Here is a 23,962-nt window from a genome sequence, read left to right as displayed (position 1 = left end):
GGGAGATCGAGGAGAAGATCCTCATGAATCCTGGCAATATAGCCATGCTGATGGGTGAAACACCGGGCCTGCGCGTCTAGGTCACATCACCCGCGCTGGGCGCGGCGACCCGCACCCGCGGCGCCGAGCTGCTGCTGCGTTGTCGCCTGGATACCGGGCGTCAGGCGCTGGAGGACAACCCCTAACGCGTTCGCAGCCGGCCCTATGTCGAGCTGGGTGCGATGGGCGAACTGGTGATGGGCAAAATCAGCCTGTTTCTCAACGCCGAGAACCTGCTGAACCTCCGTCAGACTCACTACGATCCGCTACTGCTGCCGCGCCGCGCCGCGCCGCGCTGCGAGCGGTGCATGGACAGTGGACGCCTGGGGACCGCTGGATGTTCGCACTATCAACGGCGGTGTGCGTTGCGGTTCGGCGCGGATTAACGCAACTCAGCGCGCTCGGCCCTAGTGCCCGAGAAGTCATTCCTGTTCGAACCTGCGAACTGGGCATTCCCAAGCGTTCAAGCTGCAAGCTCTGGCGGCGGCAAGCGCTGCCGTGTTCGGCGCCGGGATGAATGATCTCTGGGTGAAACGAGGCATCGTCCGCTTGCCGTGCAAATGGTAGCGGCAAACGATATCTGTTCAGGATCGGACACCGTCATCACCGAAGACCACGAACAACTGCTTGGCAGATCGCAGCGGCGCTTTCTTCGCCGCATTTACAATGGTCGAAAGACGCCCATCATCGTCAACGGCAGGGCTTTTCTGACTTACAAGGAGGCAAGCCGCTATCTTTTATCTCTGCCCCCCGATGAGCGAGATAAAGCTTACGCGGAAATGAGAAGCAGCGCAGCCGAGTGAGCGTCACAACTATGATGGTGCGCACACCTGCGGCACCTAAAAATTCTTCTACCAGCTCGGAGGATCGATCGAGGAACGGAGGACTTCTTCGGTGAGATCGCAGACCTTAACGGCTCTTGCCTTATTATCGACGCGCGTCTGTATGAAGCAATCGGCTGCCGATCCGCCTGGACGGCGTTGCGCGGTAGCCCGAGCAATGGTTTCCAGCTTCTCCACAACAAGCCCGTTGTAGGCGCCTTCCTGTTCCACAACCAGGACCATTCTGGTTGTATGACCTGACGCATGATCTAAACTTCCGCTTTCGAGGTCCAGCAGTGGCAGCGGAGAGCCATTGTAGCTTGCGATGCCTTGCAGCGCCGATCCTGCGCGACGGATTCCCGTTACGGTCGAGGGATAGGGAATGATCTGCTTGACCGAGGCGAGGGGGGCCGCGCGGTACCCCTTACCAGTGCGGAACACCACGAATGGTTGAATGGCGTCAGCTTGCGCCATGGTGCCTGTCGCGAGCGTCGATTCCGATTTGATTTGCGCCGTGGAGCGATTGAGGGCGCAGATCATCCGCAAAGCCTCGCACCCGTGAAGCGCTTGGTGGTCGAGCATCAGGTTCTGCTGGCCTTCACGGTCGATCACCGCTCCGGCGAAGAGCGTCAGCTGCTCGCGCAGCGCTGGTGGAAGTGGCTGAATCGCATTCTCGTGAAGCGCCAGGATGCGCCTCACGCTATCGATCTTGAGGCCCAGGATGTGCTGGTCATCAAATTTCAGCAGGACGACTGCCCCTCCAGACCCTTCCGCAGCACGACCAGACAGTCCGAAGAGGGAGAGATCGTCCACGACAGGCACTTCACGTTCGAGATACTGGACGACTCCTATCCATTTGCTGGCAGGTGCCACGCTGGGTTTCAGCTGAACGCCAGGTACGGTTGCGACCACCAGGCCCGAGTCGAGCGCGATGTTCGCATCGGCGAGGGTCACCAGCACGACCGAGGAGCGCTGTCCGCTCGCGCCCTTATCCTTATCCAGGCTGGTCTCTTGAGCAGTGGCGATCCCAGGCACGGCAAACACGGCAGCCGGATCGATCAACCCGACCAACGTATCGTCATGCGTAAAGCTGCTGGCGACGATCGGCGCACGTGCCTGGTTCACGGCGTGGAGGGGCTGGATTTGACCTTCGGTGATCCGGGCCAGGCCGGAAACCATGTCCATGATAAGGCCGATCAGCGCCTGATCGTGGCGTAGTATTAGGACTACGCCCCCGCCTTCCTCGCGCGGCGGAAGGCCGAGCCGCTCCGCGATATCGAGCACCGGGATAGCACGGCCGCGGACGACGATCGTACCGGCGCAAGAGCCGCTTTCGGAGAAGGCAGGGTGAAGCCGGTTGGGAAGCGGAACAACCTCACGCACGCTGGCGGCGGGAACTGCGAGGTCCCGCCCGCACAATCGCATCAGGCCGACGTCTATCCGCGGCGGGACTTCTCTCGACTGCGTCGCGCTACCCTCCAGTGCGGCGGGAGCGTTCATCCCTGTGCCCCGGTCGACGAGGAGAGATCACCGATCATGCCAACGACCTGCATCGTTAACTTCTCCTGCATTTCCGCGGATTGAGCGATTTGGTTGATGGACTTATTGGTTTTCTCCACACTCTTGACGATACCTTCGAACGCGGATCGGGCGGCTTGGGACCGGTCGGTCCCATGAGCGACCCGCTCACTCGATTCCTCAATCAATCGTGAAATTTCAGTGGCCGCTTCGGCGCTGCGCTCCGCCAGCTTGCGGACCTCCTCGGCAACCACTGAAAAGCCGACGCCATGTTCCCCGGCGCGCGCGGCCTCGATGGCAGCGTTGAAGGCGAGCAGATTGGTCTGGCTGGCAAGCTCGCCTATCACGCCGACGATCTTGGCGATCTGGCCTGACGAACGGCTGATCAAATCGATAGACTCGATGGCATTGTTGATCGCGACGCTGCCTTGCGTTGCTGCTTCGTCGGTGTCCGTCGCTAGCGAGCTTGCACCCACGGCACCATCCGAAATCGTTGCGGTCGCCTGCGTCAGCTGCACGACCATGCTGTGCATCTCCTGCGTCTTGGTCGCGATCTTGCGCTCCAGCTCGACTTGATGGCTGATGTCGTAGGCGTGCTTGATGACCCGGACCGGCTTGCCCGACAAGTCGTAAACAGGGCTGTAGCTCGCCTGGATGTGGACATCGCGCCCGTACTTCCCCAGCCGATGGAAGCGTCCGGCGTGGGACTCACCGGCATTCAGACGACGCCAGAACTCGCCATATTCCTTAGACCTTAAGTACTCGGGCAGGCAGAACATGCTATGATGCTGACCGACGAGCTCGCGCAGTGTGTAGCCCATGACCGAGAGGAAATTATCGTTTGCGGTCAGCACGGTTCCGTCGAGATCGAACTCGATCGTTGCCTGACTGCGCTCGATCGCGGCGAGCCGGTTTTCGGTTTCGATAGTCCGTAGCTTATCGTCAGTCACGTCCATCGCATAAGTGACAAGCTTGTAAGGCGTGCCGCAAACGTCGAGGATCGGATTGACCGTGGCGCGTATCCACACCTCGCGTCCGCCCTTCGCGATACGCTTGAACTCACCGGATAGGAACTCGCCCTGTGAAAGCCCTTCGGCACGCTGGCGATACGCCTCGCTCTGAGCGACTTCCGGCTCTACCAGCATGCGCTGATCTTTGCCGCGGATCTCTTCGATGGAATAACCCATCATATCGAGGAAGTTCTGGTTTGCATCAATCACGGTGCCGTCCAGCGCGGCTTCGAGCACGCAACTGGCCCGGCTGATCGCGTCGACCTTCCCTTCGAACTCAAGCGTGACGCGCTTGGCCTGAGTGATGTCCGTAGCGTATTCGACTACCTTCCACGGCTGTCCGTCTAGATTGAGGATCGGGTGGAAAGTGGAATGGACCCATATCTCGCGCCCATCCTTGCCCAGGCGCCGGAAGTCGCTGGTTTCGTGCTCGCCTCGGCCTAGACGGTACCAGAACTGCCGGTAATTGGCCTGAATATGGCATCCTGGGTGGCTGAGTTCCTGGTGATGGAAGTTGGTGATCTCCTCGGGACGGTACCCCATCATCGCGCAGAATATGTCGTTTGCCGCCAGGATCTTTCCGGACAGGTCATATTCGGCCACGCCGTGCTGCCGTCCGACGGCTTGGACCTTGCCTTCTGCCTCAGCGGCGGCGAGGCGCTGAGCAGTCACGTCCATCGCGTATTTGACGATCTTTATCGGCCGCCCACGCAGATCGAGGATCGGGTTATACGTTGCCTGAATCCAGACCTCGTTACCCCCCTTGGCCAGGCGCTTGAAGGCGCCCGCGTGATGCTCTCCACGACCGAGCTTTTCCCAGAACATGTCATATTCGGCCGATCGCGCGTAGTCGGCGGTGCAGAACAGTCGGTGGTGCTGACCGACGATCTCCTCCAGCTTGTAGCCGGTAACTTTGAGGAAGTTCTCGTTGGCGGTGAGCACGTTGCCACCCAGATCGAACTCGATGACGGCCTGCGAGCGGTCTATAGCGCTCAGCAAGCCCTCGTGGAGCATGCTTTCCCGCTTCGTCGCGGTCACATCCATGGCGATTTTGATAATTCGGGTGACCACCTCGTCCTCGACGACGGGGCTATACTTGGCGCGGATCCACACCTCGCTGCCATCTCGTGCGATGCGCTTGAATTCGCCGTCCTTGTGCGTCCCGCTGCGCAAGGCAAGCCAGAAGACTTCGTAGTCGGAGCTGTTGGCAAAAGCATCGTCGCAAAACACGCGATGATGCTGCCCGATCACCTCCTCTGGCGCATATTTCATCAGCCTCAAGAACAGCTCGTTGGCCCGAATAACGGTGCCATCGGGCGTGAACTCGATCACCGCTTGAGAGTTGTCGAGCAATATTCCGAGGTCGCGAAGTCCCGCATCGCGCGACGTTTCGAGGGCCTTCTGGGGGACATGTACGGTCATGAAGCGCTTCCGACAGGCTGATGGTTTTGGCGGGAAAAGAGGTGCTACAAGGCTCACCTCTTCTCCTATCTCCCTCATTATAGATGTCTTTTCAGAGAACGTAGCCGGCCTGGTGAACCAGCTGTACCTGCTGGTAAGCGGGGCAGGGCAGGGTGCTTGCGAGCCTATTTCTCGCAAGCCAGAAAGCCCTTTCGCTACTTCAACTCGTCGTCCGCAATGATCCGCCTGGAATGATGCGGTAGGTGCATTTCCCTCACTCGTGGAACATGTGGAAGACCTGCTGTTCGAGGGCGGGATCGATATCCGCCATGAGGCGGTGAGGCTCTGGATCGGCAAACATCGGCGATTCTGAAGCGGCCCGACCTAGAGCGCCATCGAGAAGCCCGCGCGCCCGACCACTTCGATGTCGTCAAGGCCATTGGCGACCCTGTCGTTGAGGAGCCACAAGTCCACGCCCGTCGTTGCGGTCAGTCCCGGAACGCCGACAAAATCGCTGCCTGCAAGGGTGAGGCCGGTGCGGAAGAAGCCGACGGTCTCGTCCTTTCCGGCGGCGTCCCTGTAGTAGTGATCGGACAGGCCCAGAACCAGCGGGACCGAGGCGCGCACTTTGCTGGAATGTCCGCCTACCCTCAGACTTGGGGTCAGCGAGGGCTGGATGTAGAGAGCATCCTTTCGCCCCGGGCGGCCTGCTTCTTGCACCATGCGCAAGGCCGGTGCGAGGCTGAAGCCCACATTCGCCGCGCCGCCTGACCAGAGCGCGCTGTCATCATAGGAGACGATGAACTCAAGGTCGTTGTATCCGCGAAACGAGTTGCTCGGGGATACATAGCGAAAGTAGGTGCCCGAGATCGCCACGCTATCACCCAGCTTCATGGAAACACCGGCGTAGAGGTCCGCCTCGTACCATCCGCGCAGCGAACCCGAACTTTGCTGGCCAAGGCCGGGATCGTCGAACTGCATGCTGTTCCAGTTGCCCGCGAACACGCTGACATTGGTCACGGCCCCATTTGTTAGTTCGGGCAGGGCGATGCGCATGGTGACAGAGGGTTGAAGGCTGGGCTTGTCAGAAAAGGCGATCCCGCGCGAGATGTACTCGCTAACGAACCGGGCGCCCGCTGTGACGCTAACCCGCCCGAGCGCGCTGACAGCGGGGGTATGGCTGGACGTGGATTCCGAGGGGCGCAGGTCAGTCTCCAGAGTCTGCGCCATCTGCGCAGCCGCCGGTGAGGCGAACAGCGCTAGCGGTGCAACCAGCAAGGAAAGTGCGGACTTCACCGCCGCCACTCCGTAAGCGCTGCTCCCTGAGACATCGTGCATAAACAGATTGCTCTGAAGGTAGTTCCTCAGGATGGTGAAACGTTAAAGGAAGATACGCTCACGGACATCGGCAAGGCGCGTGGAAAGAGCGCGGCTCAGGTGGCGCTGCGCTGGGTCCACCAGCTCATGAGGATCGGCTGGCCCGTACCCCAAAGCTTGATCGAATCCCCGAAAATGTTGCGATACTTCGATTTCGAATTGGACGAGATGCGCCGCGTCGGCAACTTTGCTAAACGGGATCACCGGATCGTCGGCCCCGACGATCTCGCCTCTGAATGGGATGATCCACCTTTGCGAACAGGAGAGTAGTTTGATGACCGACAATCTCCACCGCTATCAACCTGTGATGCTTGCCGTTCTGCGAATAGTGGCTGGCCTGCTTTTCCTGACCCATGGGACCCAGAAGTTCCTGGCCTTCCCGGCTGGAGAGGCCGCCGGGGCTGGCTGGGCATTTAGTTCACCGGGTCATTACGCCGGCTTTATCGAACTTGTCACCGGAGCCCTCATAGTCTTGGGCTTCTTCACGCGCTCCGCAGCATTCATTGCCTCGGGCACGATGGCGGCCGCCTATTTCATCGCTCACGCTCCGCAGGATTTCTTTCCGGTAAACAATGGCGGCGATGCAGCGGTTCTCTACGCGTTCCTCTTTCTTTATCTGGTCTTTTCGGGGCCCGGGAGGTTTAGTCTCGACGCCCAGCAACGCAAGGCAGCGGTTCAATAGTAGGCGGGGATTGCGAAACCTTACAAGTGCTTTCGATCCAAATATCGTGTGGGAACGACTGGAAGGCCCTGAGACTGGGTAAAAACGCCAATATGTAATAGCGTTTGCTTAAGGTTTCGGCAGGCTTCGAGGAATGGCCGTTTCGTCGCACGCACAGACCGCCGCCCTAATTATGTTTGCCAGCTTTGCTTGATGATTACGCATCGGATGACAACCCGCTTCGGGCGGTAGAAGCCTTCATCAATGTGCTGGAAACTGAGCGCGTTTAGCGCTGCTTCTTAGTCGTAGGCGCGGTGAAATCCGGGTCTTTCTTCGCCACCCAATCGACGAACTTGCGCACGTTGGGGTTCGCCAGGAGGGCCTCCACGTCGGTCGCGTGCCGCTGCAGTTCGGAGTTGGTGAAGTTCGCGATCAGCGTCTGCTGGCAGATGGGGTGCATGGGGACGACGTCACGCCCGCCGCGGCTCTTGGGTACGGGATGGTGCCAGACAATGGTCTTGCCAGTCGGCCTGCCACACAGCCAGCAGGCTACTACTGGCGTCGGAGCATCATCCTCTTGATGGTCGTTCTGGGCGGAGTCGTACTTCGAATGTTTGCGCGCCATGCTCTACCTGACTTCCTGGACTGGCCCGGAGGCCACGTAGCGGTGCTCAACCCTGATAGCGCAACGTGTTCGCCAAGCTATCGTTTGCCCTAACCATCTTGGGACGTAGCTTCCGAAGCATTGGTCGTCATCGGTGTCCGTGATCCGATACTCGTGCCGCTGCGCAGCGAATGCAGCTGATCATCGCTGGGCCAAGCGTTCTTCAGCATCATCTGGCAGGCTCATGCAGCTGCTGCTGCCTGGGATAGGCGTGTGTCCTAACGGCTTGGTGAAATTTGGTCGGGGAGAGAGGATTCGAACCTCCGGCCCCTGCCTCCCGAAGACAGTGCTCTACCAGGCTGAGCTACTCCCCGACCGATCAGCGCCGATGTAATCGGCTCCGAGGCAGGAGCGCGCCTATAGAGAGCTAATCCGGACAGGGCAAGCGGCACGAGCGCCAGCGTGCGCTTTATCTTGGGGAGGTTGTAGTGCGTGGCGCGGGCGCTGCATTTGCGCCGCTTGGCAGCGTCGGGGCGGGGGGCTAACCACAGGGAATGTCAGCAGGCACCTTATCCTCGTTCGATCATGGCCGCTCCGGTCACTGGGAGTGGCAGTACCTCGACCTCATGCGTCGTATCTGGGAGGAGGGGGACGAGAGGGTGGACCGCACCGGCGTGGGGACACGCTCGCTTTTCGGCGCGCTTATTCGCTTCGACCTCTCGGGCGGTGCAATGCCGCTGCTTACTACCAAGCGGGTGTACTGGAAAACCGCCAGTCGAGAACTGCTTTGGTTTCTGTCGGGGGAGACCAACATTCGTCCGCTCTGTGCACAGGGCGTTGAGATCTGGACCGATTGGCCGCTCGATCGCTACCGCCGGGAAACCGGCGGCAGCATGGATCGGGCGGCGTTCTCGCGCCGGATCGTGGAAGACGCCGACTTTGCCGCGCGATGGGGCGATCTCGGCCCCGTCTATGGCAAGCAGTGGGTCGACTGGCCTGTGTACGAACCCGCGCGCGAGGAGGATGGGAAGGGGCTTTACCGCCGTCGAGAGCGCGGCATCAACCAAGTTGCCCAAGTGGTGGAGAGCCTCAAGACCAATCCGGGCAGCCGCCGGCACATCATCGAAGGATGGAATGTCGCCGAACTCGACGCAATGGCGCTGCCGCCGTGTCATAAGACATATCAGTTCCATGTCGCCGACGGACGCTTGTCGGGCATGCTCTACCAGCGCAGTTGCGACATGGGGCTTGGATTTGCCTTCAATATGTGGTCGCTCGCTCTGCTGACGCGAATGCTGGCGCAACAATGCAACCTTGAGCCGGGCGAAGTCGTTTGGTCGGGTGCCGATGTGCACTTGTACCTTAATCACGCGGAACTGGTGAAGGAGCAGCTCGCCCGATCCCCGGCAGGGGAGCCTAAGCTGGCATTCGCGCGCTGTCCTGATTCCGTCTTCGACTACCGGGTCGAGGACTTCGACGTGACCGGGTACGCTCCGCAGGCGCATATCGCGGCTCCAGTGGCGGTTTGATTGACATTGCTGCGCTGTGAAATATTATGACGTGCGACTGGAATAATCTTCTGCCCTGATTCAAGAAGGGCTCGCATTGGGAGACGCGACGATGGCTGATGGCGGCTCAGGATCCGGGCGCGCGCGAGGCAATCTGCCACCGCTCAGCCTCCACGTACCAGAGCCGCGATTTCGTCCCGGGGACGGCGTCGATTACTCGCACCTTCAAATTCCGCCAGCAGGTGCGCAGGCGCGCCCGGATGAGGCTTGCGCAGCGCGCGACACACGCCCTTTGTGCGACGCCCTCGTCCGCGTACTCGACGATGAGCACCGCGCGGTTGGCCCGTGGGACCCTAAGCTCGACCCCGAGACGCTACGGCGGATGCTGCGAACGATGGCGCTGACGCGCGCGTTCGATGACCGGATGTATCGCGGCCAGCGTCAGGGGAAAACCAGTTTCTACATGAAGTGCACGGGCGAGGAGGCAATCTCGGTCGCCACCGCGCACGCGCTCGACCGCGAAGACATGGTGTTCCCCAGCTATCGCCAGCAGGGCATTCTGATCGCGCGCGACTTCCCGCTGGTCGAGATGGTCAACCAGATCTACTCCAACCGCGCGGACCGCCTGAAAGGGCGGCAGCTTCCGGTGATGTACTCGGCCCGCGATTATGGGTTCTTCTCCATCTCGGGCAATCTCGCCACGCAGTATCCGCAGGCCGTGGGCTGGGCGATGGCCAGCGCGATCAAGGGCGACACCCGGATCGCCACCGCCTTTATCGGCGAGGGGTCCAGCGCGGAGGGAGACTTCCACGCGGCGATGACTTTCGCAGCGGTCTACAACGCGCCGGTCGTGCTCAACGTCGTCAACAACCAGTGGGCGATTTCCAGCTTCTCAGGGTTTGCAGGCGCCGAGCGGGCCACGTTCGCGGCGCGGGCGGTAGGCTACGGCATCGCGGGCCTCAGAGTGGATGGCAACGATGCGCTGGCCGCCTACGCGGCGATGCGCTGGGCCGCCGACCGCGCCCGCGCCAATGCTGGCCCCACGCTAATCGAGCACTTCACCTATCGCGCCGAGGGGCATTCCACCTCAGACGATCCCAGCGCCTACCGCTCGGTGCAAGAGCGGGACGAATGGCCGCTCGGCGATCCCATCAACCGCCTCATGCGCCATCTGATTGGGCTGGGCGAGTGGTCGGAGGATCAGCAGGCAGCGATGGATCGCGAAGTGGCGGAAGAGGTGAAAGCCGCCACGAAGCAGGCGGAGAAGAACGGCATTCTCGGCCACGGCATGCACCACCCGTTTCACACCATGTTCGAAGACGTTTTCGAGGAACTGCCCTGGCACCTCGAAGAGCAGGCAGAGCAGGCCATCCGCGAGCGACAGACGAAATTTCCGGAGTGGAAGGCATGATCGAGGAGGAACCCGTCAGCCTGCAGGACGCCCCGACGCGGCAGATCAACATGATCGAGGCGATCAACGACGCCCTCGACATCATGATGGCGCGTGATCCCGATGTCGTCATCCTGGGTGAGGACGTCGGCTACTTTGGCGGCGTGTTCCGTGCGACCGCGGGGCTGCAGAACAAGTACGGCAAGCACCGTGTGTTCGACTCGCCGATCAACGAATGCGGCATCGTCGGCGCCGCGGTCGGCATGGCAGCCTACGGATTGCGGCCGGTGCCCGAGATCCAGTTCGCGGACTATATCTATCCGGGTCTCGACCAGCTCATCTCCGAGGCGGCGCGGATGCGCTATCGCTCGGCGGGCGAGTTCACGTCGCCACTGACAGTGCGCTCGCCCTTCGGTGGCGGCATCTTCGGGGGGCAGACGCACAGCCAGAGCCCCGAGGCTCTGTTCACGCACGTAGCGGGCCTCAAGACGGTCATTCCCTCGACCCCGCATGACGCCAAGGGCCTACTGATCGCCGCGATCGAGGACAACGATCCCGTCATCTTCTTCGAGCCCAAGCGCATCTACAACGGGCCATTCGACGGCTACTACGACAATCCGTCGAAGACCTGGAAGAACCATCCCGGCGGCAAGGTGCCCGAGGGCTACTACTCGATCCCGCTCGGCAAGGCGCGCGTGGTTCGCGAGGGTACCGCCATGACCGTGCTCGCGTACGGCACGATGATCCACGTGGTGGAGGCTGTGCTGGCGGAAAAGGGTGTCGACGCAGAGATCATCGACTTGCGCACCCTCGTGCCGCTGGACATCGAGACTGTGCAAAAGTCGGTGGAGAAAACCGGCAAATGCCTGGTGGTACACGAGGCGACCCGGACCTCCGGCTTTGGGGCCGAGCTCTCCGCGCTCGTGCAAGAGCGCTGCTTCTATCACCTCGAGGCGCCAGTCGAGCGCGTGACCGGGTTCGACACGCCTTATCCCCATAGCCTCGAGTGGGCTTATTTTCCTGGTCCCGTCCGCATTGGCGAGGCGGTCGATCGGCTCTTGAAGGATTGATCCAATGGGTCGCTACACGTTCCGCCTGCCCGACATCGGTGAGGGCATTGCCGAGGCCGAGATCGTCGCATGGCACGTCAAAGTGGGGGACATGGTGGAGGAAGACGGCCGCCTGGCTGACATGATGACGGACAAGGCCACTGTAGAGATGGAAAGCCCCGTCTCCGGCAAGGTCATTGAGGTCGCCGGTGCAGAGGGTGACGTGATCGCGATCGGATCGCCTCTGGTGGTCATCGAAACCGAAGGCGAAGCGGAAGAGGCCGATTCAGGACCTACTCACGAAGTCGCGCCCGCGCCTGCACCAAAGGCTGAGGTGGTTCAGGAGCGAATTGAAGCGGAAAATCCGGATCCCGCCGATGCCGACCGCGCGATGGCTGCAGACCCGGGGCCCGCGGCCAAAGCAGTACCGTCAGAGCAGACGCCTTCGGCCTCGGCTCCTGCTGTGGCTGACGCCGCTCGCGGGTCCAACAGTGCGCCAGCCGCACAGGGAACCAAGGCGCCGCATCCGCGTGGCGCATCGCGTGCGAAGGTGCTCGCCAGCCCGGCAGTGCGCAAGCGAGCCAGTGACCTGGGCATCGATTTGGGCGAAGTTCGCCCTGCGGACGATGGCCGCGTGCGCCATTCCGACCTCGACGCCTTCCTCGCGTACAATGCTTCCGGCGGCTTCCAGCCCGCCGGTCGCCGGGGTGTCGATGAGCAAGTCCGCGTGATTGGGCTGCGTCGGCGCATCGCAGAGAACATGGCGGCTTCCAAGCGCAACATCCCGCATTTCTCCTATGTCGAGGAGTATGATGTCACCGCGCTTGAGGAAGCACGCGCGCAACTCAATGCAGGGCGGGGCGAGCGGCCCAAGCTCACCATGCTGCCGCTTCTGTTCACCGCGATCTGTCGTCTGCTGCCCGAGTTCCCGATGCTCAACGCGCATTACGACGACGAAGCGGGCGTGGTGACTCGCTATGGCTCCGTCCATCTCGGCATGGCCGCGCAGACGCCCGCGGGGCTGATGGTGCCGGTGATTCGTGACGCGCAGGATCGCAACCTGTGGCAACTCGCCAGTGAAATCTCACGGTTGGCCCAGGCGGCTCGTGACGGCACTGCCAAGTCCCAGGAGCTTTCCGGTTCGACGATTACGCTTACCTCGCTTGGCCCCATGGGCGGCGTGGCGACGACGCCCGTGATCAACCGGCCGGAGGTGGCGATCATCGGGCCCAACCGGATCGTTGAACGGCCGATGTTCGTCACCGGTGCGGACGGCCAGGAGCGTGTCGAGAAGCGAAAGCTCATGAACATTTCGATGAGCTGCGATCATCGGGTTGTTGATGGCTGGGATGCCGCCAGCTTCGCACAGGCGCTCAGGCGGCTGATCGAGGCTCCGGCGTTGCTGCTGGTCGGCTGATGCTGTGCTGGGTGCGCAAGACGTGCATAATGCTCCAGACATCGATTAGCCGCGCTTAAAGCGCAAAAGGCCGACCTCCTGCTCGTCAGAGGCGCTGCTTTGGTAAGCGATAATGGTGCGTAGAGGGGGCGACGACAAACCCATCATTACCGGAAAATCTATACCGGTTCCTCGCCGTGAGGCCTCGTTCTTCGCGGATCAGATTGTCTGCGGTTCGAGCTTGGGGCGGTCCCGGCTCGTACACGCTCCACAAACCGTGCTTGCAGTGGTGACGAGGATTACGGGCGTTAAGCCTGCGGAGCTCGCCTGAGGCAAGGCGACATGCGGCCAGCACCGCCAAGAGACTACCTGTGCCCTGATTGCCAAACGACATCCCGCCCGACTGCTCCCGGGCGGCGGATCACTATGAGCAGCACTTGCGAAAAGGTGGTTGATCCCGATGGTCGGGACGCGGTGTGATCTTTGTTGAAGGAATTTTGTCGTCTCACCGATTGGGCTGTTGACAGCCTCATCGCCCTGACATAGAGGCGCGTCTCCCCAAGGGGTGCACGCCTAAATAAACGTCGAGAACGCGGGTGTAGCTCAGTTGGTTAGAGCGCCGGCCTGTCACGCCGGAGGTCGCGGGTTCAAGTCCCGTCACTCGCGCCACTTGGGGAATTTTCCTTTAAAGACGTCGGAAGCAGCTCTTCGCCTTCGGGCGAAGGGGCCGCAGCGAAGTTCGCTTCAGTTCGGTGTCTGCTTACTCTAGCGTAGAGTGGCTCAACCCCAGCGGCCGGTTTCCATCCAGATCAGGTAGCGTCGCAACGGCAGAATCCAGGCGACACCGAGCACGAGGTAGACGGGTGCTTGTGCCAGAGCCGGCCATGCGCCGATCCATGGCGCGATAAGCACTGCAATGACGATTCCGTAGATGGCGAGCCCCAGCACAATGCCGAGCACTCCGACAGGGATTCTCCAGGTCGGCTGCTCACGCATCATGTTGCTCCTTTGTAGAGGCGAGTAGGGGTGACGATTGCGGCGAGACGCTGGTCGTGTGCTTCGACCGGCAGATCTTCCGCAAGCTGCCCGTCCCAAGCAAGCCCGATGGCCAGCACGTCCGGATGCTCCGCCAGCCAGCGATCGTAGTGACCACCACCTTGGCCAAGGCGAGTACCGTCAGCAGTGAACGCGAGCAATGGCACGAAAAGCACAGCCGGGGTGACTACAGCGCTTTCAGAGCCAGGCTGCAACACACCGAAGGGTCCCGGCTCCAGCGTCTCCTGATCGTACGGGCTGGACAGAGCCCGGAAAGTCATCGGGGCATCTCTGTCGGCGAAGTGGGGCAGAGCCAGTCCGCGCCCGTTCTCGTGCAACCAGCGTGCGTAGGGCTCGGTGGGGGCTTCGTGCGGGTGAGGGTGATACAGCCCGACGCAGGCGCCCTCCGGGATCATGCGAACAAGCGGGGCGGGCGGGCGGAGGAACAGCAGTGCCCGCATACTGTCAGGCAGCGCGGCCACATGCTCTCGTCGTAGAGCACGGAAGTGCTTGCGCAGCTGCGCCTTGGTCTCAGCGCTTGATCCGAAATTCGGGGGTGACGGGTCCACCGTGGGTCGTTTCCTAGAAATCCTCTGACGCCTCGACGTCAGGTGGGGACCATGTGTGTCGGACCAGGATCCGACCAGGGACAGCCCCCATTGGATTGCTTATAGCCTCAGGGATGTTCGAACGGCACGTGCCGGGCAGATCCCGTCTTCCCTTATCTAGGGTATCGTAGGCCGATCCTCAAGGTGTTGTGCGAGCGCTTCGAGACGAATGGTGATCTGATCCACGCGCTGCTCGATCTTTGCTGCCTCTGCAGGATCGCTAGCTGGTGCGGCGCGCTTTAGTGCGTCCCTTGCCTCGTGCAACTCGTCAGCCAGCATCAGGGCCGCGTAGAGCAGCATGCGTTGTTCGCTTTGTGCTCGCAGGCTTCCGGTGGACACCATCGTGTCTATCATCCCGCCGAGTTCAGCGATGTGCCCTTCTTCTCCATCGGCACAAGCGATGGTGTAACGCCTGCCGCCGATCACGAGGTCGACATTGCTCATTCCGCTCTCGCAGCCAAAAGGGTGTCGATGCGCGCGAGCGCTGTTTCGACCGACGACCGTAGCGCGCTGTGGCGCTGCTCAAGATCGGCGTCGATGGGTGGAGCGGCTGGTCTGCCACTCTCTTGCGCAGCGATCTTCGCTGCACAGGCTTCAAGCCTATCAAGCGCGGCCTCGATCCGGTCCAAAGAGCCGATGAGTGTTCCCTCATCCATGCGCTCTGGCTAGCGCGCAATCGCGTTAACACAAGCGATTGCCGCAGAAAGCTGTGAATGACTGTCTTCATCCTCAGGCTCTCGTGGCTGGGCGCGAACTTGACGTGAAGTCGTCGAGCCGCGAAGGAAGCGGCGAAATCGAATCGTCCAATCGCGGCCGTGCCGCGCGGAGTACTATCATGAGCACCGATCCCACACGCTTCGCGCCGATGGCGAACGCCATCCGTGCGCTGTCGATGGATGCGGTTCAGGCGGCAAACAGCGGCCACCCCGGCATGCCGATGGGCATGGCTGACGTCGCAACCGTGCTGTTTTCGAAGTTTCTCCGCTTTGATCCCTCGCGGCCTGATTGGGCGGATCGCGACCGCTTCGTTCTCTCGGCCGGCCATGGCTCGATGTTGATCTACTCCCTGCTCTATCTGACGGGATACGAGAGCCCAACCATCCACGACATCCGCAACTTCCGGCAGATGGGCTCTGTCTGCGCTGGTCATCCAGAAAACTTCCTCATCCCAGGCGTCGAGTGTACCACTGGACCGCTCGGTCAGGGGCTGGCGATGGCGGTAGGCATGGCGCTCGCCGAGCGGCATCTGAATGCCACCTTCGGCAACGATCTGGTCGATCACAAGACCTGGGTCATCGCTGGCGACGGCTGCATGATGGAAGGCATCAACCACGAGGCTATCGGCCTGGCCGGTACGCTGAAGCTTGGCCGGCTCAAGGTGCTGTGGGACGACAACCGTATCACCATCGACGGCGATACCGCGCTTTCGACCTCGGAGGACATACCTGCACGCTACCGTGCGTCGGGCTGGGACGTGTTCGAGTGCGACGGCCACGACTATGCCGATATCGAGCGCGCCTTGGCCGAAGCGGCCATGTCGGAAAAGCCGTCTCTGGTCGCTTGCCGCACCATCATCGGCAAGGGCGCTCCCAACAAGCAGGGCGGACACGACGTTCACGGCGCTCCCTTGGGTGCCGAAGAGATCACCGCTGCGCGTACTGCGCTTGGCTGGACTTCGGAGCCTTTCATCGTTCCCGAGGATGTGCTGGCTGACTGGCGCGAGGCCGGATACAGGGGCGCAAAAGCGCGTCAAGAGTGGGAAGCGCGTCTCGCCGCAGATCCCCAGGCCGCCGAGTTCGAGCGTCGAATGGCGGGTGAGCTTGCCGCGGAGGACGACGCCATGGCAGCGTTCAACGGGTGGCTTGCCGGTGATGCCAATGTCGCGACACGAAAGGCCTCCGAGAACGCACTCAACGTGCTGGTGCCGCTATTTCCCGAACTGGTGGGCGGCTCGGCCGACTTGACCGGCTCGAACAATACCAAGGCGAAGAACCAGGCACCGCTAACCGCGGACGACTACGCGGGACGGTATGTCTACTACGGCATCCGTGAGTTCGGCATGGCAGCGGCGATGAATGGCATGGCGCTGCATGGCGGCGTGATACCTTACGGCGGAACGTTCCTGATCTTCTCAGACTACTGCCGCAACGCGATCCGCTTATCGGCGCTGCAGCAGACGCGCGTAGTTTATGTGCTGACGCACGATTCGATTGGTCTTGGCGAAGACGGGCCCACGCACCAGCCGATCGAGCAGGTGATGTCGATGCGGCTGATACCCAACCTCAACGTCTTCCGTCCGGCCGATGTGATCGAGACCGCGGAGTGCTGGATGCTGGCGCTGCAGTCGTCCGAGACGCCTTCCGTATTGGCCCTGACTCGCCAGAACCTGCCACAGCTCCGCCATGAAGGCGGTATGCTGAGCGCGCGCGGGGCCTATCGCCTGAAGAGCGCCAAGGCAGAACGCAAGGTCATACTGATGGCGACAGGCTCCGAAGTGCAGCTCGCCACTGAAGTGGCCGAGCGCCTGGAAAGCCAGGGCATCGGGGCGGACGTGATCTCGGCGCCTTGTCTCGAACTGTTCGAGCAGCAGGACGATAGCTACAAGCGCGAGTTGCTGCCTGACGCTGCGCACATCCTGCGCGTCTCGATTGAGGCCGGCGTGACCTGGGGCTGGGAGCGTTACACCACCACGGACGGTCTTAACATCGGCATTGACCGGTTCGGTGCCTCGGCTCCGGCCAAGGATCTGTTCGCGCGCTTCGGCTTCACCGCAGATTCCATTGTACCCAAGATTTTGGATAAACTCAGCACCTAACGAGGAGTACTTCTCATGGCGACCAAGGTTGCGATCAACGGTTTCGGACGTATTGGGCGCAACGTCGCTCGCGCCATTCTCGAGCGGCCCGACTGTGGCCTGGAACTGGTCTCGATCAACGACCTCGCCAGCGCGAAGGACAACGCCCTCCTGTTCAAGCGGGATTCCGTGCACGGCACGTTCCCCGGCACCGTGGAAGTTGACGGCGACGACCTCATCATCAACGGCACCCGCATCAAGGTGACCGCTGAACGCGATCCCGCGAACCTTCCACACGCCGCCAACGGCGTTGACATCGCGCTGGAGTGCACCGGCTTCTTCACCGACAAGGCGAGCGCATCCAAGCACATCGAGGCTGGCGCCAAGCGCGTCCTGATCTCGGCTCCAGCCAAGGGCGTGGACCTGACCGTCGTCTACGGCGTGAACCACGACAAGCTCACCGCCGATCACCTCGTTGTTTCGAACGCTTCGTGCACGACCAACTGTCTCGCACCGTTCGCCAAGGTTCTGCATGAGGCGATCGGGATCGAGCGCGGCCTGATGACCACGATCCACTCGTACACCAACGATCAGAAGATCCTCGACCAAATCCACAAGGATCCGCGCCGCGCTCGCGCTGCTGCGATGAACATGATCCCGACCAGCACCGGCGCCGCCGTTGCTGTTGGTGAGGTTCTGCCGGACTTGAAGGGCAAGCTCGACGGTTCGTCGATCCGCGTACCGACCCCGAACGTCTCAGTGGTGGATCTGGTATTCACGCCTGCGCGCGACACCAGCGCCGAGGAAGTGAACCAGCTGCTCAAGGCCGCTGCCGAAGGTCCGCTGAAAGGCGTACTTGGTTACACGGAAGAGCCGCTGGTCTCGATCGACTTCAACCACGATCCGCACTCGTCGACCATCGACAGCCTCGAAACTGCCGTGCTCGAAGGCAAGCTCGTGCGCGTGCTGTCCTGGTACGACAACGAGTGGGGCTTCTCGAACCGCATGGTCGATACAGCCGGCGTGATGGGCAAGCTGCTCTGATTGAAAACTGCTGAGGGATGCAAGTATCGGGCAGGCTCATCGGCATCGCGCGACGATCAAGGTCGCGCAGCGCCATGGAACTGCTCGACACTGCATTCGTCACCCAGGAGCGAGGCCTCGATGGCGACTTCCGTGGCCGTATTCGGCCTGGCGGGAAGGGGCGGCGGCAGGTTTCGTTTCTGGAGGCGGAGAGCTGGTACGCGGCCATGGCCGAGCTTGGCTTGGAAGGCGTCGACAAGCTCCCTTGGCACACGCGCCGGACGAACTTCTTCGTTGAAGGGCTGCGCTTTCCGAGGGAAGACGGCTATATCGTGGCGGTAGGCCAAAGCCTTCGCATCTGGATTACGTTGGAATGCGACCCGTGTGGTCGCATGGAAGAACTCTACCCCGGCCTTGAAGCTGCCCTGACGCCGGACTGGCGGGGTGGACTGCTGGGCAGAGTGGTATCGGATGGCATGATCGCCGTGGGCGACGAGATAAGGATCGAGAAATGAGCACTTTCAACACCCTGGACGACCTCGGTGATGTAAATGGTCAAGTCGTGCTGGTCCGCGTCGACCTCAACCTGCCGATGCAGGACGGCGCGGTGACCGACGACACCCGCGTCCGTGCGGCCGCTCCGACGATCCTCGAGCTATCCCAGAAGGGCGCTAAGGTCCTTCTTCTTGCACACTTCGGCCGGCCCAAAGGGGAGCGTGTGTCGACACAGTCGCTCTCAATGGTGGTTGGGGCGGTCGAGAAGGTTCTGGGCAAGGAAGTGATGTTCGTGCCCGAGATTGCCGGGCCGGTCGTTGCGCAGTCCGTCGGCATCCTTCGCACCGGAGATATTGCCATCCTGGAAAACACCCGCTTCTGGAAGGGTGAGGAAAAGAACGATCCCGAACTTGCTCAAGCCATTGCTGCCAACGCGGACTTCTACGTCAACGACGCCTTTTCGGCTGCGCACCGCGCTCACGCCACGACAGAAGGTCTCGCCCGAGTGTTGCCGGCATACGCAGGGCGCTCTATGGAAGCGGAACTGAAGGCGCTCGATAAGGCGCTTGGAACTCCTGAAAAGCCGGTCGCCGCCGTCGTAGGCGGGGCGAAGGTCTCGTCCAAGCTCGACGTTCTCACGCACCTGGTAACGCAGGTCGATCACCTCATCATCGGCGGCGGCATGGCCAACACCTTCCTGGCGGCAAAGGGCGTGGACGTTGGCAAGTCGCTTTGCGAGCATGACCTTGCTGATACAGCGAACCAGATTCTCGCGACGGCTGACAGTGCGGGCTGCACCGTGCATCTGCCTTACGAAGTCGTCGTCTCGAAGGAGTTCGCTGCCAACCCGGCTAGCTTGCGCACCTGCAACGTACACGAGGTCGCATCCGATGAGATGATTCTCGACGCAGGCCCTTCGGCGGCGGAAGCGCTTGGGGATGTGCTCAAGACCTGTAAGACGCTGGTGTGGAATGGTCCGCTGGGCGCCTTCGAAATGGTGCCGTTCGACGCAGCCACCGTCACCCTTGCAAAGACTGCGGCCGCGCTCACGCGAGAGGGCTCGTTGATTTCAGTTGCCGGCGGTGGTGATACTGTTGCCGCGCTCAACCACGCAGGGGTCGCACAGGACTTCACGTACATCTCGACGGCAGGCGGCGCCTTCCTCGAGTGGATGGAAGGCAAGGAGCTTCCGGGTGTGGCGGCGCTTCAGGCCTGAGGCCTGAACGACAACAGGAGCCATGAGGACGATGAAGGCTCTGCCTGAGGCTCGGCCGGGTCCTAGTGGCGCCGGTCTGGGGCGCTATGTGACACTGGATGGCATGCGCGGCCTCGCAGCCATTGCGGTGGCCCTGTTCCACTTTGACATTTACCTGATGCCGCACGGATATGTCGCGGTGGACTTCTTCTTCGTTCTTTCGGGTTTTGTGCTCTACCGCAGCTATCTGCCCCGCTTCCGTGAGGGACTTGGGATCGGCCGCTTCATGGTTCAACGCCTCGCCCGGCTGTATCCTCTATTCCTGCTTGGCTTGCTGCTCGGCGTGCTGCTGGCGGTGCAGCAGTTGCTGGCTGGCGATCCCAAGGCCCCGCCGGCCAGGGAAGTCGCCGCGGCGCTGCTGTTTAATGGTTTGATGCTGCCATCGCCGGCAAGTCTGCCTCTTTATCCCCTCAACGTACCCTCCTGGTCTTTGTTCTTCGAGATTATCGCGAATTTCGCCCTAATCGTGCTGTTGTTTCGCCTGCCGGGATGGGCTCTGGCGATCATCTGTGTGGTCGCAGCCGGCGGGATGGTGCCGATCGTCGTGGCCAATGGGTCAGGCAACATCGGTGCGTTATGGAACGAGCACAGCATCGCGCTGATGCGTACTGCCTTCTCGTTCACACTGGGCATCATCATCGCGATGCTGCCGGAGCGGGCCTCTCCAGCCATGGGGGGGCGCGGTGCCGCAGGCGAACAGGGCGTTGGTGCGCGCGCTCCAAGTTGGTTCGGTATCGTCTGCATCGCGGCCATAGGCGTTCTGCTGGCGATGCCAGTGCTCCCTGAGTGGTCCGCTGCTTACGACCTTTCCATCATCTTGTTCTTTTCGCCCTTGCTGGTGTTCCTGGGCAGCCGGTGTGAACCGGTGCGTTTCGCAGCGCCGCTAGCGGCATTCACGGGCGAGGTCTCCTACGCGCTCTACGCGGTGCACTGGTCCTTCATAGAGCCGATGCGCTCAGCGGTTCGCGCGCTCCGACTGCAGCCAATCCCCGCCGCCGCGCTGTTCCTGGCGATCATGCTTGTGACATCATGGGCCGCGGTCCGCTGGTTCGATCTGCCGCTGCGGAGGCGCCTTACCGCTCTTCTGCGACGGGAGGCGCCTGGCGTCGGGCCGATAGGCGCTTGAATCCGTGAACGTCATAGATGCCGCAGTTGCGAAAAGATTCACCGGCAGATAGAGATTTTCATTAGTACGCGAACCAACAGAGGGAATTCCATGCAGACCTCCGAAATGACCGCCAAGATGGCCGAAGGCAAAGGGTTCATCGCTGCACTTGATCAGAGCGGCGGTTCAACGCCCAAGGCCCTGAAGGGCTACGGCGTGGAAGAGGGCGCCTGGAGCACCGAAGAAGAGATGTTCGGCCTGATCCATGACATGCGCAGCCGGATCATTTCTTCGCCAGCTTTCACAGGCGAGAAGGTTATTGGCGCGATCCTTTTCGAGCGCACCATGGAAGGTCAGGTCGGCGGTGTACCGACGCCCCAGGCGCTCATCGCCAAGGGCGTGGTGCCCTTCATCAAGGTCGACAAGGGTTTGGAAGACGAGGCCAACGGCGTGCAGCTGATGAAGCCGATGCCGACTTTGGACTTGCTCCTGGAGCGTTCGAAGTCGCTTGGTGTGTTCGGCACCAAGGAACGTTCGGTGATTAACTCGGCGAACGAGGAAGGCATTGCCGCTGTCGTCAAGCAGCAGTTCGAAGTGGGCATGCAAGTGCTCGGCCACGGCATGATGCCGATCATTGAGCCGGAAGTGAACATCAAGAGCGAAACGCGCGCCCAATGCGACGAGATCCTCTTAAAAGAGATTCTGAAGAACCTCGACGAACTGCCTGAGGGCAAGCAGGTGATGCTGAAGCTCTCCCTGCCGGTAAAGCCCGGCACTTTCGATCCGCTGGTTTCCCATCCCAAGGTGCTGCGGGTGGTCGCCCTTTCCGGTGGTTACAAACGCCCCGAAGCTTGTGCGGAGCTTGCCAAGAACAAGGGCATCATCGCCAGCTTCAGCCGGGCGCTGCTGGAAGATCTCCGTGCGCAGATGAGCGATGCGGAATTCGATGCAGCACTGGGCGGAGCGATCGACGAAATCTACAAAGGGTCCACCCAGAAGGTCGAAGCGGCGGCTGCGGCCTGATCCTTCTTAGCATTCGAGAACTACGGAAAGGCGGCGCCCCCACAGGCGCCGCCTTTTTTGTTTGGCGGCACGGTCGCTAGGCGCAACACTGATCGCGTGAATCTGCAATGAGCTTTGCTTGTACTCAGAAGGGGCAGTGACCAAATCCGAGCGATCTTGTCCTGAGCTCAGCCTTGCAAAGGAGCGCCGCGTTGTCGTCACCCAAGCTCTTCGAACCCCTCACGATTGGCAGTCTCACACTTCCAAATCGGATCGTCATCGCCCCGATGTGTCAATACTCGGCCGTGGATGGCTGCACGACGGATTGGCACATCATGCATCTGGGGCAGCTGGCTATGTCAGGTGCCGGGCTGCTCACCATCGAGGCCACAGCGGTCGTGCCGGAAGGGCGCATCACTTACGCGGACGTCGGTCTTTGGGACGATCGCACGGAGGCAGCCATGGCGGCCACACTGGAGAGCGTGCGACGTTATTCGGACATGCCGATCGCGATCCAGCTTGCACACGCGGGGCGGAAGGCTTCTACGGACCTGCCTTGGAAAGGGGGCGCACAATTGCCGCCCGGTCACGCGAACGGCTGGCAGACCGTCGCCCCTTCAGCACTGCCGTTCGCGGAGGGGGAGAATTCGCCAACGGCGCTCGACAAGGCTGAGATGAAAACCATCCGCGATGCTTTCGCCGACGCAGCGCGACGCGCTGCCCGGCTGAATCTCGCGGCAATCCAGATCCATATGGCCCACGGCTACTTGCTGCATGAATTCCTGTCGCCGCTGTCGAACAGGCGCGAGGACGAGTACGGCGGCAGCCTGGAAAACCGCATGCGCTTCCCGCTTGAGGTTTTCGAAGCCGTGCGTGCTGCGTTCCCTGCGGACCGGCCGGTGTCGGTTCGTGCGTCGGGAACCGACTGGGTGGAAGGTGGCTGGGATGTCGATGAAACGATTGCGCTGTTCCAAGAGCTTGAGCGTCGGGGCTGCGCTGTAGCGCACGTATCGAGCGGAGGCTTGGATCCCCACCAAAGGATTCCTGTCGGTCCGAACTACCAGGTTCCTCTCGCCAGGGCGGTGAAGCAGGCGACGAAACTGCCGGTGGTGGCGGTAGGGCTGATCACCGACTTCGAACAGGCGGAGGCAATTGTCGGAACGGGCGATGCCGATCTGATCGGACTGGCGCGCGGACTGCTCTACAATCCGCGGTGGCCTTGGCATGCTGCCGCCCACCTTGGTGCACGCGTCCAGGCGCCCCCGCAGTACTTGCGCTCTCAGCCTTGCCAGTACCGCAACCTTTTCGACGTCTGAATGCCCGATCAGTTACAGGTCTGCAGATACCGAGCCGGCTCCGCGCCACCAATGCGTTGGCAGCCGGCTCGCAGGACCGAGGGGGTGAGTTAGTCCAGCAGAGACTTCAGAGCGGCTTCAACGTCGCTTGTGGAAAACGGCTTGCCCAATAGGCCGGAGTGGCCAAGTGCGTCGGTCTGGGCGTTCGCGCCATAGCCGGTGGCAAGCAGAAAGGGCACGCCGCGGGCGTTCAGAACATCGGCCACGGGTGTGGAGAGCACGCCTCGCCCGAGGTTTAGATCGATGATACCGCAGTCCAGCTGCTCGGTGGACGCACACTCCAGCGCTTCGTTAAGCGTCGAACAGGGGCCGACGACTTCGTAGCCGAGATCCGCCAACATGTCCTCGAGCATCATGGCCACGAGCATTTCGTCGTCCACGACGAGGATTCGACGCCGCGCCATCAGAGTTGTGCCGGTAAGGGCGCCGTACGTCCCTTGGCAGCCTGTATCATCAAACAGTCTCCTTGCATTGCAGGGGACTAGCGGCGGTCGCGCAGTTTGGGAAGAGCAGTCT

Annotated in this window: 24 protein-coding genes and 2 tRNA genes; 16 read left to right on the top strand and 10 right to left on the bottom strand. The window is 61.6% G+C overall.

What is annotated here, in order from left to right; genetic code table 11:
• The first annotated feature begins 221 nt into the window (after positions 1-221).
• Positions 222-425: a hypothetical protein gene (locus tag ABVV53_RS11060; RefSeq protein ID WP_353984482.1), complete on the top strand. Its 204-nt coding sequence runs from the start codon at positions 222-224 to the stop codon at positions 423-425.
• A 174-nt stretch (positions 426-599) separates the two neighbouring features.
• Positions 600-842, top strand: coding sequence for a hypothetical protein (locus tag ABVV53_RS11055; RefSeq protein ID WP_353984555.1), 243 nt, complete (start codon positions 600-602; stop codon positions 840-842).
• Positions 843-890: 48 nt separating this feature from the next.
• Here ABVV53_RS11055 and ABVV53_RS11050 read toward each other — a convergent pair whose 3' ends face one another.
• From ABVV53_RS11050 to ABVV53_RS11040, 3 genes are all read right to left on the bottom strand, one after another.
• Positions 891-2,360, bottom strand: coding sequence for a chemotaxis protein CheW (locus ABVV53_RS11050; RefSeq protein ID WP_353984481.1), 1,470 nt, complete (start codon positions 2,358-2,360; stop codon positions 891-893).
• A complete protein-coding gene (locus tag ABVV53_RS11045; protein ID WP_353984480.1) occupies positions 2,357-4,810 on the bottom strand; it encodes a methyl-accepting chemotaxis protein in 2,454 nt (817 codons plus the stop codon). Before ABVV53_RS11045 ends, ABVV53_RS11050 begins: the two co-directional genes overlap by 4 nt.
• Positions 4,811-5,173: 363 nt before the next feature.
• Positions 5,174-6,127 carry a hypothetical protein gene (locus ABVV53_RS11040; RefSeq protein ID WP_353984479.1) on the bottom strand — a complete coding sequence of 318 codons (954 nt, stop codon included), beginning with the start codon at positions 6,125-6,127 and terminating at the stop codon, positions 5,174-5,176.
• Between ABVV53_RS11040 and ABVV53_RS11035 the strand changes: the two genes are divergently transcribed.
• Positions 6,122-6,436 (top strand): hypothetical protein, encoded by a 315-nt coding sequence (locus ABVV53_RS11035; RefSeq protein WP_353984478.1) that lies wholly within the window; start codon positions 6,122-6,124, stop codon positions 6,434-6,436. The genes ABVV53_RS11040 and ABVV53_RS11035 overlap by 6 nt on opposite strands.
• Positions 6,437-6,440: 4 nt before the next feature.
• Positions 6,441-6,848: a DoxX family protein gene (locus tag ABVV53_RS11030; RefSeq protein ID WP_353984477.1), complete on the top strand. Its 408-nt coding sequence runs from the start codon at positions 6,441-6,443 to the stop codon at positions 6,846-6,848.
• A gap of 265 nt (positions 6,849-7,113) precedes the next feature.
• Here ABVV53_RS11030 and ABVV53_RS11025 read toward each other — a convergent pair whose 3' ends face one another.
• Positions 7,114-7,452 carry a hypothetical protein gene (locus ABVV53_RS11025; protein WP_353984476.1) on the bottom strand — a complete coding sequence of 113 codons (339 nt, stop codon included), beginning with the start codon at positions 7,450-7,452 and terminating at the stop codon, positions 7,114-7,116.
• 276 nt (positions 7,453-7,728) lie between these two features.
• Positions 7,729-7,805 (bottom strand) — tRNA-Pro (locus tag ABVV53_RS11020).
• A 180-nt stretch (positions 7,806-7,985) separates the two neighbouring features.
• Here ABVV53_RS11020 and thyA point away from each other — a divergent pair.
• The 5 genes from thyA to ABVV53_RS10995 all read left to right on the top strand — a co-directional run bounded on the left by thyA (position 7,986) and on the right by ABVV53_RS10995 (position 13,443).
• Positions 7,986-8,960 (top strand): thymidylate synthase, encoded by a 975-nt coding sequence (gene thyA / locus ABVV53_RS11015; protein ID WP_353984475.1) that lies wholly within the window; start codon positions 7,986-7,988, stop codon positions 8,958-8,960.
• Between the two features lie 91 nt (positions 8,961-9,051).
• A complete protein-coding gene (locus tag ABVV53_RS11010; protein ID WP_353984474.1) occupies positions 9,052-10,350 on the top strand; it encodes a 3-methyl-2-oxobutanoate dehydrogenase (2-methylpropanoyl-transferring) subunit alpha in 1,299 nt (432 codons plus the stop codon).
• Positions 10,347-11,399: an alpha-ketoacid dehydrogenase subunit beta gene (locus tag ABVV53_RS11005; RefSeq protein ID WP_353984473.1), complete on the top strand. Its 1,053-nt coding sequence runs from the start codon at positions 10,347-10,349 to the stop codon at positions 11,397-11,399. Before ABVV53_RS11010 ends, ABVV53_RS11005 begins: the two co-directional genes overlap by 4 nt.
• A gap of 4 nt (positions 11,400-11,403) precedes the next feature.
• Positions 11,404-12,795 carry a dihydrolipoamide acetyltransferase family protein gene (locus ABVV53_RS11000; protein WP_353984472.1) on the top strand — a complete coding sequence of 464 codons (1,392 nt, stop codon included), beginning with the start codon at positions 11,404-11,406 and terminating at the stop codon, positions 12,793-12,795.
• A gap of 571 nt (positions 12,796-13,366) precedes the next feature.
• A tRNA-Asp gene (locus tag ABVV53_RS10995) sits at positions 13,367-13,443 on the top strand.
• A gap of 111 nt (positions 13,444-13,554) precedes the next feature.
• Here ABVV53_RS10995 and ABVV53_RS10990 read toward each other — a convergent pair.
• From ABVV53_RS10990 to ABVV53_RS10975, 4 genes are all read right to left on the bottom strand, one after another.
• Positions 13,555-13,770, bottom strand: coding sequence for a DUF2842 domain-containing protein (locus tag ABVV53_RS10990; protein WP_353984471.1), 216 nt, complete (start codon positions 13,768-13,770; stop codon positions 13,555-13,557).
• Positions 13,770-14,378, bottom strand: a complete 609-nt coding sequence (locus ABVV53_RS10985; protein WP_353984470.1) for a 5-formyltetrahydrofolate cyclo-ligase — start codon at positions 14,376-14,378, stop codon at positions 13,770-13,772. Before ABVV53_RS10985 ends, ABVV53_RS10990 begins: the two co-directional genes overlap by 1 nt.
• Before the next feature lie 156 nt (positions 14,379-14,534).
• Entirely contained in the window at positions 14,535-14,861 is a 327-nt protein-coding gene (locus tag ABVV53_RS10980; RefSeq protein ID WP_353984469.1) for a cell division protein ZapA, read from the bottom strand.
• Positions 14,858-15,073 carry a hypothetical protein gene (locus ABVV53_RS10975; protein ID WP_353984468.1) on the bottom strand — a complete coding sequence of 72 codons (216 nt, stop codon included), beginning with the start codon at positions 15,071-15,073 and terminating at the stop codon, positions 14,858-14,860. The genes ABVV53_RS10980 and ABVV53_RS10975 overlap by 4 nt, the downstream gene beginning before the upstream one ends.
• Before the next feature lie 179 nt (positions 15,074-15,252).
• Here ABVV53_RS10975 and tkt point away from each other — a divergent pair, with 179 nt between their 5' ends.
• From tkt to ABVV53_RS10940, 7 genes are all read left to right on the top strand, one after another.
• Complete coding sequence (tkt, locus tag ABVV53_RS10970) at positions 15,253-17,232, top strand: transketolase (RefSeq protein ID WP_353984467.1); 1,980 nt, start codon at positions 15,253-15,255, stop codon at positions 17,230-17,232.
• A 15-nt stretch (positions 17,233-17,247) separates the two neighbouring features.
• Complete coding sequence (gene gap / locus ABVV53_RS10965; RefSeq protein ID WP_353984466.1) at positions 17,248-18,255, top strand: type I glyceraldehyde-3-phosphate dehydrogenase; 1,008 nt, start codon at positions 17,248-17,250, stop codon at positions 18,253-18,255.
• A 74-nt stretch (positions 18,256-18,329) separates the two neighbouring features.
• Positions 18,330-18,749 carry an MOSC domain-containing protein gene (locus tag ABVV53_RS10960; RefSeq protein WP_353984465.1) on the top strand — a complete coding sequence of 140 codons (420 nt, stop codon included), beginning with the start codon at positions 18,330-18,332 and terminating at the stop codon, positions 18,747-18,749.
• Positions 18,746-19,945: a phosphoglycerate kinase gene (locus ABVV53_RS10955; RefSeq protein WP_353984464.1), complete on the top strand. Its 1,200-nt coding sequence runs from the start codon at positions 18,746-18,748 to the stop codon at positions 19,943-19,945. The genes ABVV53_RS10960 and ABVV53_RS10955 overlap by 4 nt, the downstream gene beginning before the upstream one ends.
• Before the next feature lie 31 nt (positions 19,946-19,976).
• Positions 19,977-21,110 (top strand): acyltransferase family protein, encoded by a 1,134-nt coding sequence (locus ABVV53_RS10950; RefSeq protein ID WP_353984463.1) that lies wholly within the window; start codon positions 19,977-19,979, stop codon positions 21,108-21,110.
• 90 nt (positions 21,111-21,200) lie between these two features.
• Positions 21,201-22,112: a fructose bisphosphate aldolase gene (locus tag ABVV53_RS10945; RefSeq protein ID WP_353984462.1), complete on the top strand. Its 912-nt coding sequence runs from the start codon at positions 21,201-21,203 to the stop codon at positions 22,110-22,112.
• A gap of 191 nt (positions 22,113-22,303) precedes the next feature.
• Positions 22,304-23,407, top strand: a complete 1,104-nt coding sequence (locus tag ABVV53_RS10940) for an NADH:flavin oxidoreductase/NADH oxidase (protein ID WP_353984461.1) — start codon at positions 22,304-22,306, stop codon at positions 23,405-23,407.
• 89 nt (positions 23,408-23,496) lie between these two features.
• Here the strand turns inward: ABVV53_RS10940 and ABVV53_RS10935 are convergent, their stop codons facing one another.
• A complete protein-coding gene (locus ABVV53_RS10935) occupies positions 23,497-23,850 on the bottom strand; it encodes a response regulator (RefSeq protein ID WP_353984460.1) in 354 nt (117 codons plus the stop codon).
• Positions 23,851-23,962: the final 112 nt, after the last annotated feature.

The sequence above is a fragment of the Novosphingobium kalidii genome, from assembly GCF_040534015.1.
In the GTDB taxonomy this organism is placed as follows: domain Bacteria; phylum Pseudomonadota; class Alphaproteobacteria; order Sphingomonadales; family Sphingomonadaceae; genus Novosphingobium; species Novosphingobium kalidii.
Note: the sequence above shows the minus strand (reverse complement) of the source record. Positions and strands in the feature narration are given on the sequence as shown.

Excerpts from the sequence above, each read along its gene's own strand:
- ABVV53_RS11060 (WP_353984482.1), top strand. The coding sequence starts at position 222 with ATGGGCGAACTGGTGATGGGCAAAATCAGCCTGTTTCTCAACGCCGAG.
- ABVV53_RS11055 (WP_353984555.1), top strand. The coding sequence starts at position 600 with ATGGTAGCGGCAAACGATATCTGTTCAGGATCGGACACCGTCATCACC.
- ABVV53_RS11050 (WP_353984481.1), bottom strand. The coding sequence starts at position 2,360 with ATGAACGCTCCCGCCGCACTGGAGGGTAGCGCGACGCAGTCGAGAGAA.
- ABVV53_RS11045 (WP_353984480.1), bottom strand. The coding sequence starts at position 4,810 with ATGACCGTACATGTCCCCCAGAAGGCCCTCGAAACGTCGCGCGATGCG.
- ABVV53_RS11040 (WP_353984479.1), bottom strand. The coding sequence starts at position 6,127 with ATGCACGATGTCTCAGGGAGCAGCGCTTACGGAGTGGCGGCGGTGAAG.
- ABVV53_RS11030 (WP_353984477.1), top strand. The coding sequence starts at position 6,441 with ATGACCGACAATCTCCACCGCTATCAACCTGTGATGCTTGCCGTTCTG.
- ABVV53_RS11025 (WP_353984476.1), bottom strand. The coding sequence starts at position 7,452 with ATGGCGCGCAAACATTCGAAGTACGACTCCGCCCAGAACGACCATCAA.
- thyA (WP_353984475.1), top strand. The coding sequence starts at position 7,986 with ATGTCAGCAGGCACCTTATCCTCGTTCGATCATGGCCGCTCCGGTCAC.
- ABVV53_RS11010 (WP_353984474.1), top strand. The coding sequence starts at position 9,052 with ATGGCTGATGGCGGCTCAGGATCCGGGCGCGCGCGAGGCAATCTGCCA.
- ABVV53_RS11005 (WP_353984473.1), top strand. The coding sequence starts at position 10,347 with ATGATCGAGGAGGAACCCGTCAGCCTGCAGGACGCCCCGACGCGGCAG.
- ABVV53_RS11000 (WP_353984472.1), top strand. The coding sequence starts at position 11,404 with ATGGGTCGCTACACGTTCCGCCTGCCCGACATCGGTGAGGGCATTGCC.
- ABVV53_RS10990 (WP_353984471.1), bottom strand. The coding sequence starts at position 13,770 with ATGCGTGAGCAGCCGACCTGGAGAATCCCTGTCGGAGTGCTCGGCATT.
- ABVV53_RS10980 (WP_353984469.1), bottom strand. The coding sequence starts at position 14,861 with ATGAGCAATGTCGACCTCGTGATCGGCGGCAGGCGTTACACCATCGCT.
- ABVV53_RS10975 (WP_353984468.1), bottom strand. The coding sequence starts at position 15,073 with ATGGATGAGGGAACACTCATCGGCTCTTTGGACCGGATCGAGGCCGCG.
- tkt (WP_353984467.1), top strand. The coding sequence starts at position 15,253 with ATGAGCACCGATCCCACACGCTTCGCGCCGATGGCGAACGCCATCCGT.
- gap (WP_353984466.1), top strand. The coding sequence starts at position 17,248 with ATGGCGACCAAGGTTGCGATCAACGGTTTCGGACGTATTGGGCGCAAC.
- ABVV53_RS10960 (WP_353984465.1), top strand. The coding sequence starts at position 18,330 with ATGGAACTGCTCGACACTGCATTCGTCACCCAGGAGCGAGGCCTCGAT.
- ABVV53_RS10955 (WP_353984464.1), top strand. The coding sequence starts at position 18,746 with ATGAGCACTTTCAACACCCTGGACGACCTCGGTGATGTAAATGGTCAA.
- ABVV53_RS10950 (WP_353984463.1), top strand. The coding sequence starts at position 19,977 with ATGAAGGCTCTGCCTGAGGCTCGGCCGGGTCCTAGTGGCGCCGGTCTG.
- ABVV53_RS10945 (WP_353984462.1), top strand. The coding sequence starts at position 21,201 with ATGCAGACCTCCGAAATGACCGCCAAGATGGCCGAAGGCAAAGGGTTC.
- ABVV53_RS10935 (WP_353984460.1), bottom strand. The coding sequence starts at position 23,850 with ATGGCGCGGCGTCGAATCCTCGTCGTGGACGACGAAATGCTCGTGGCC.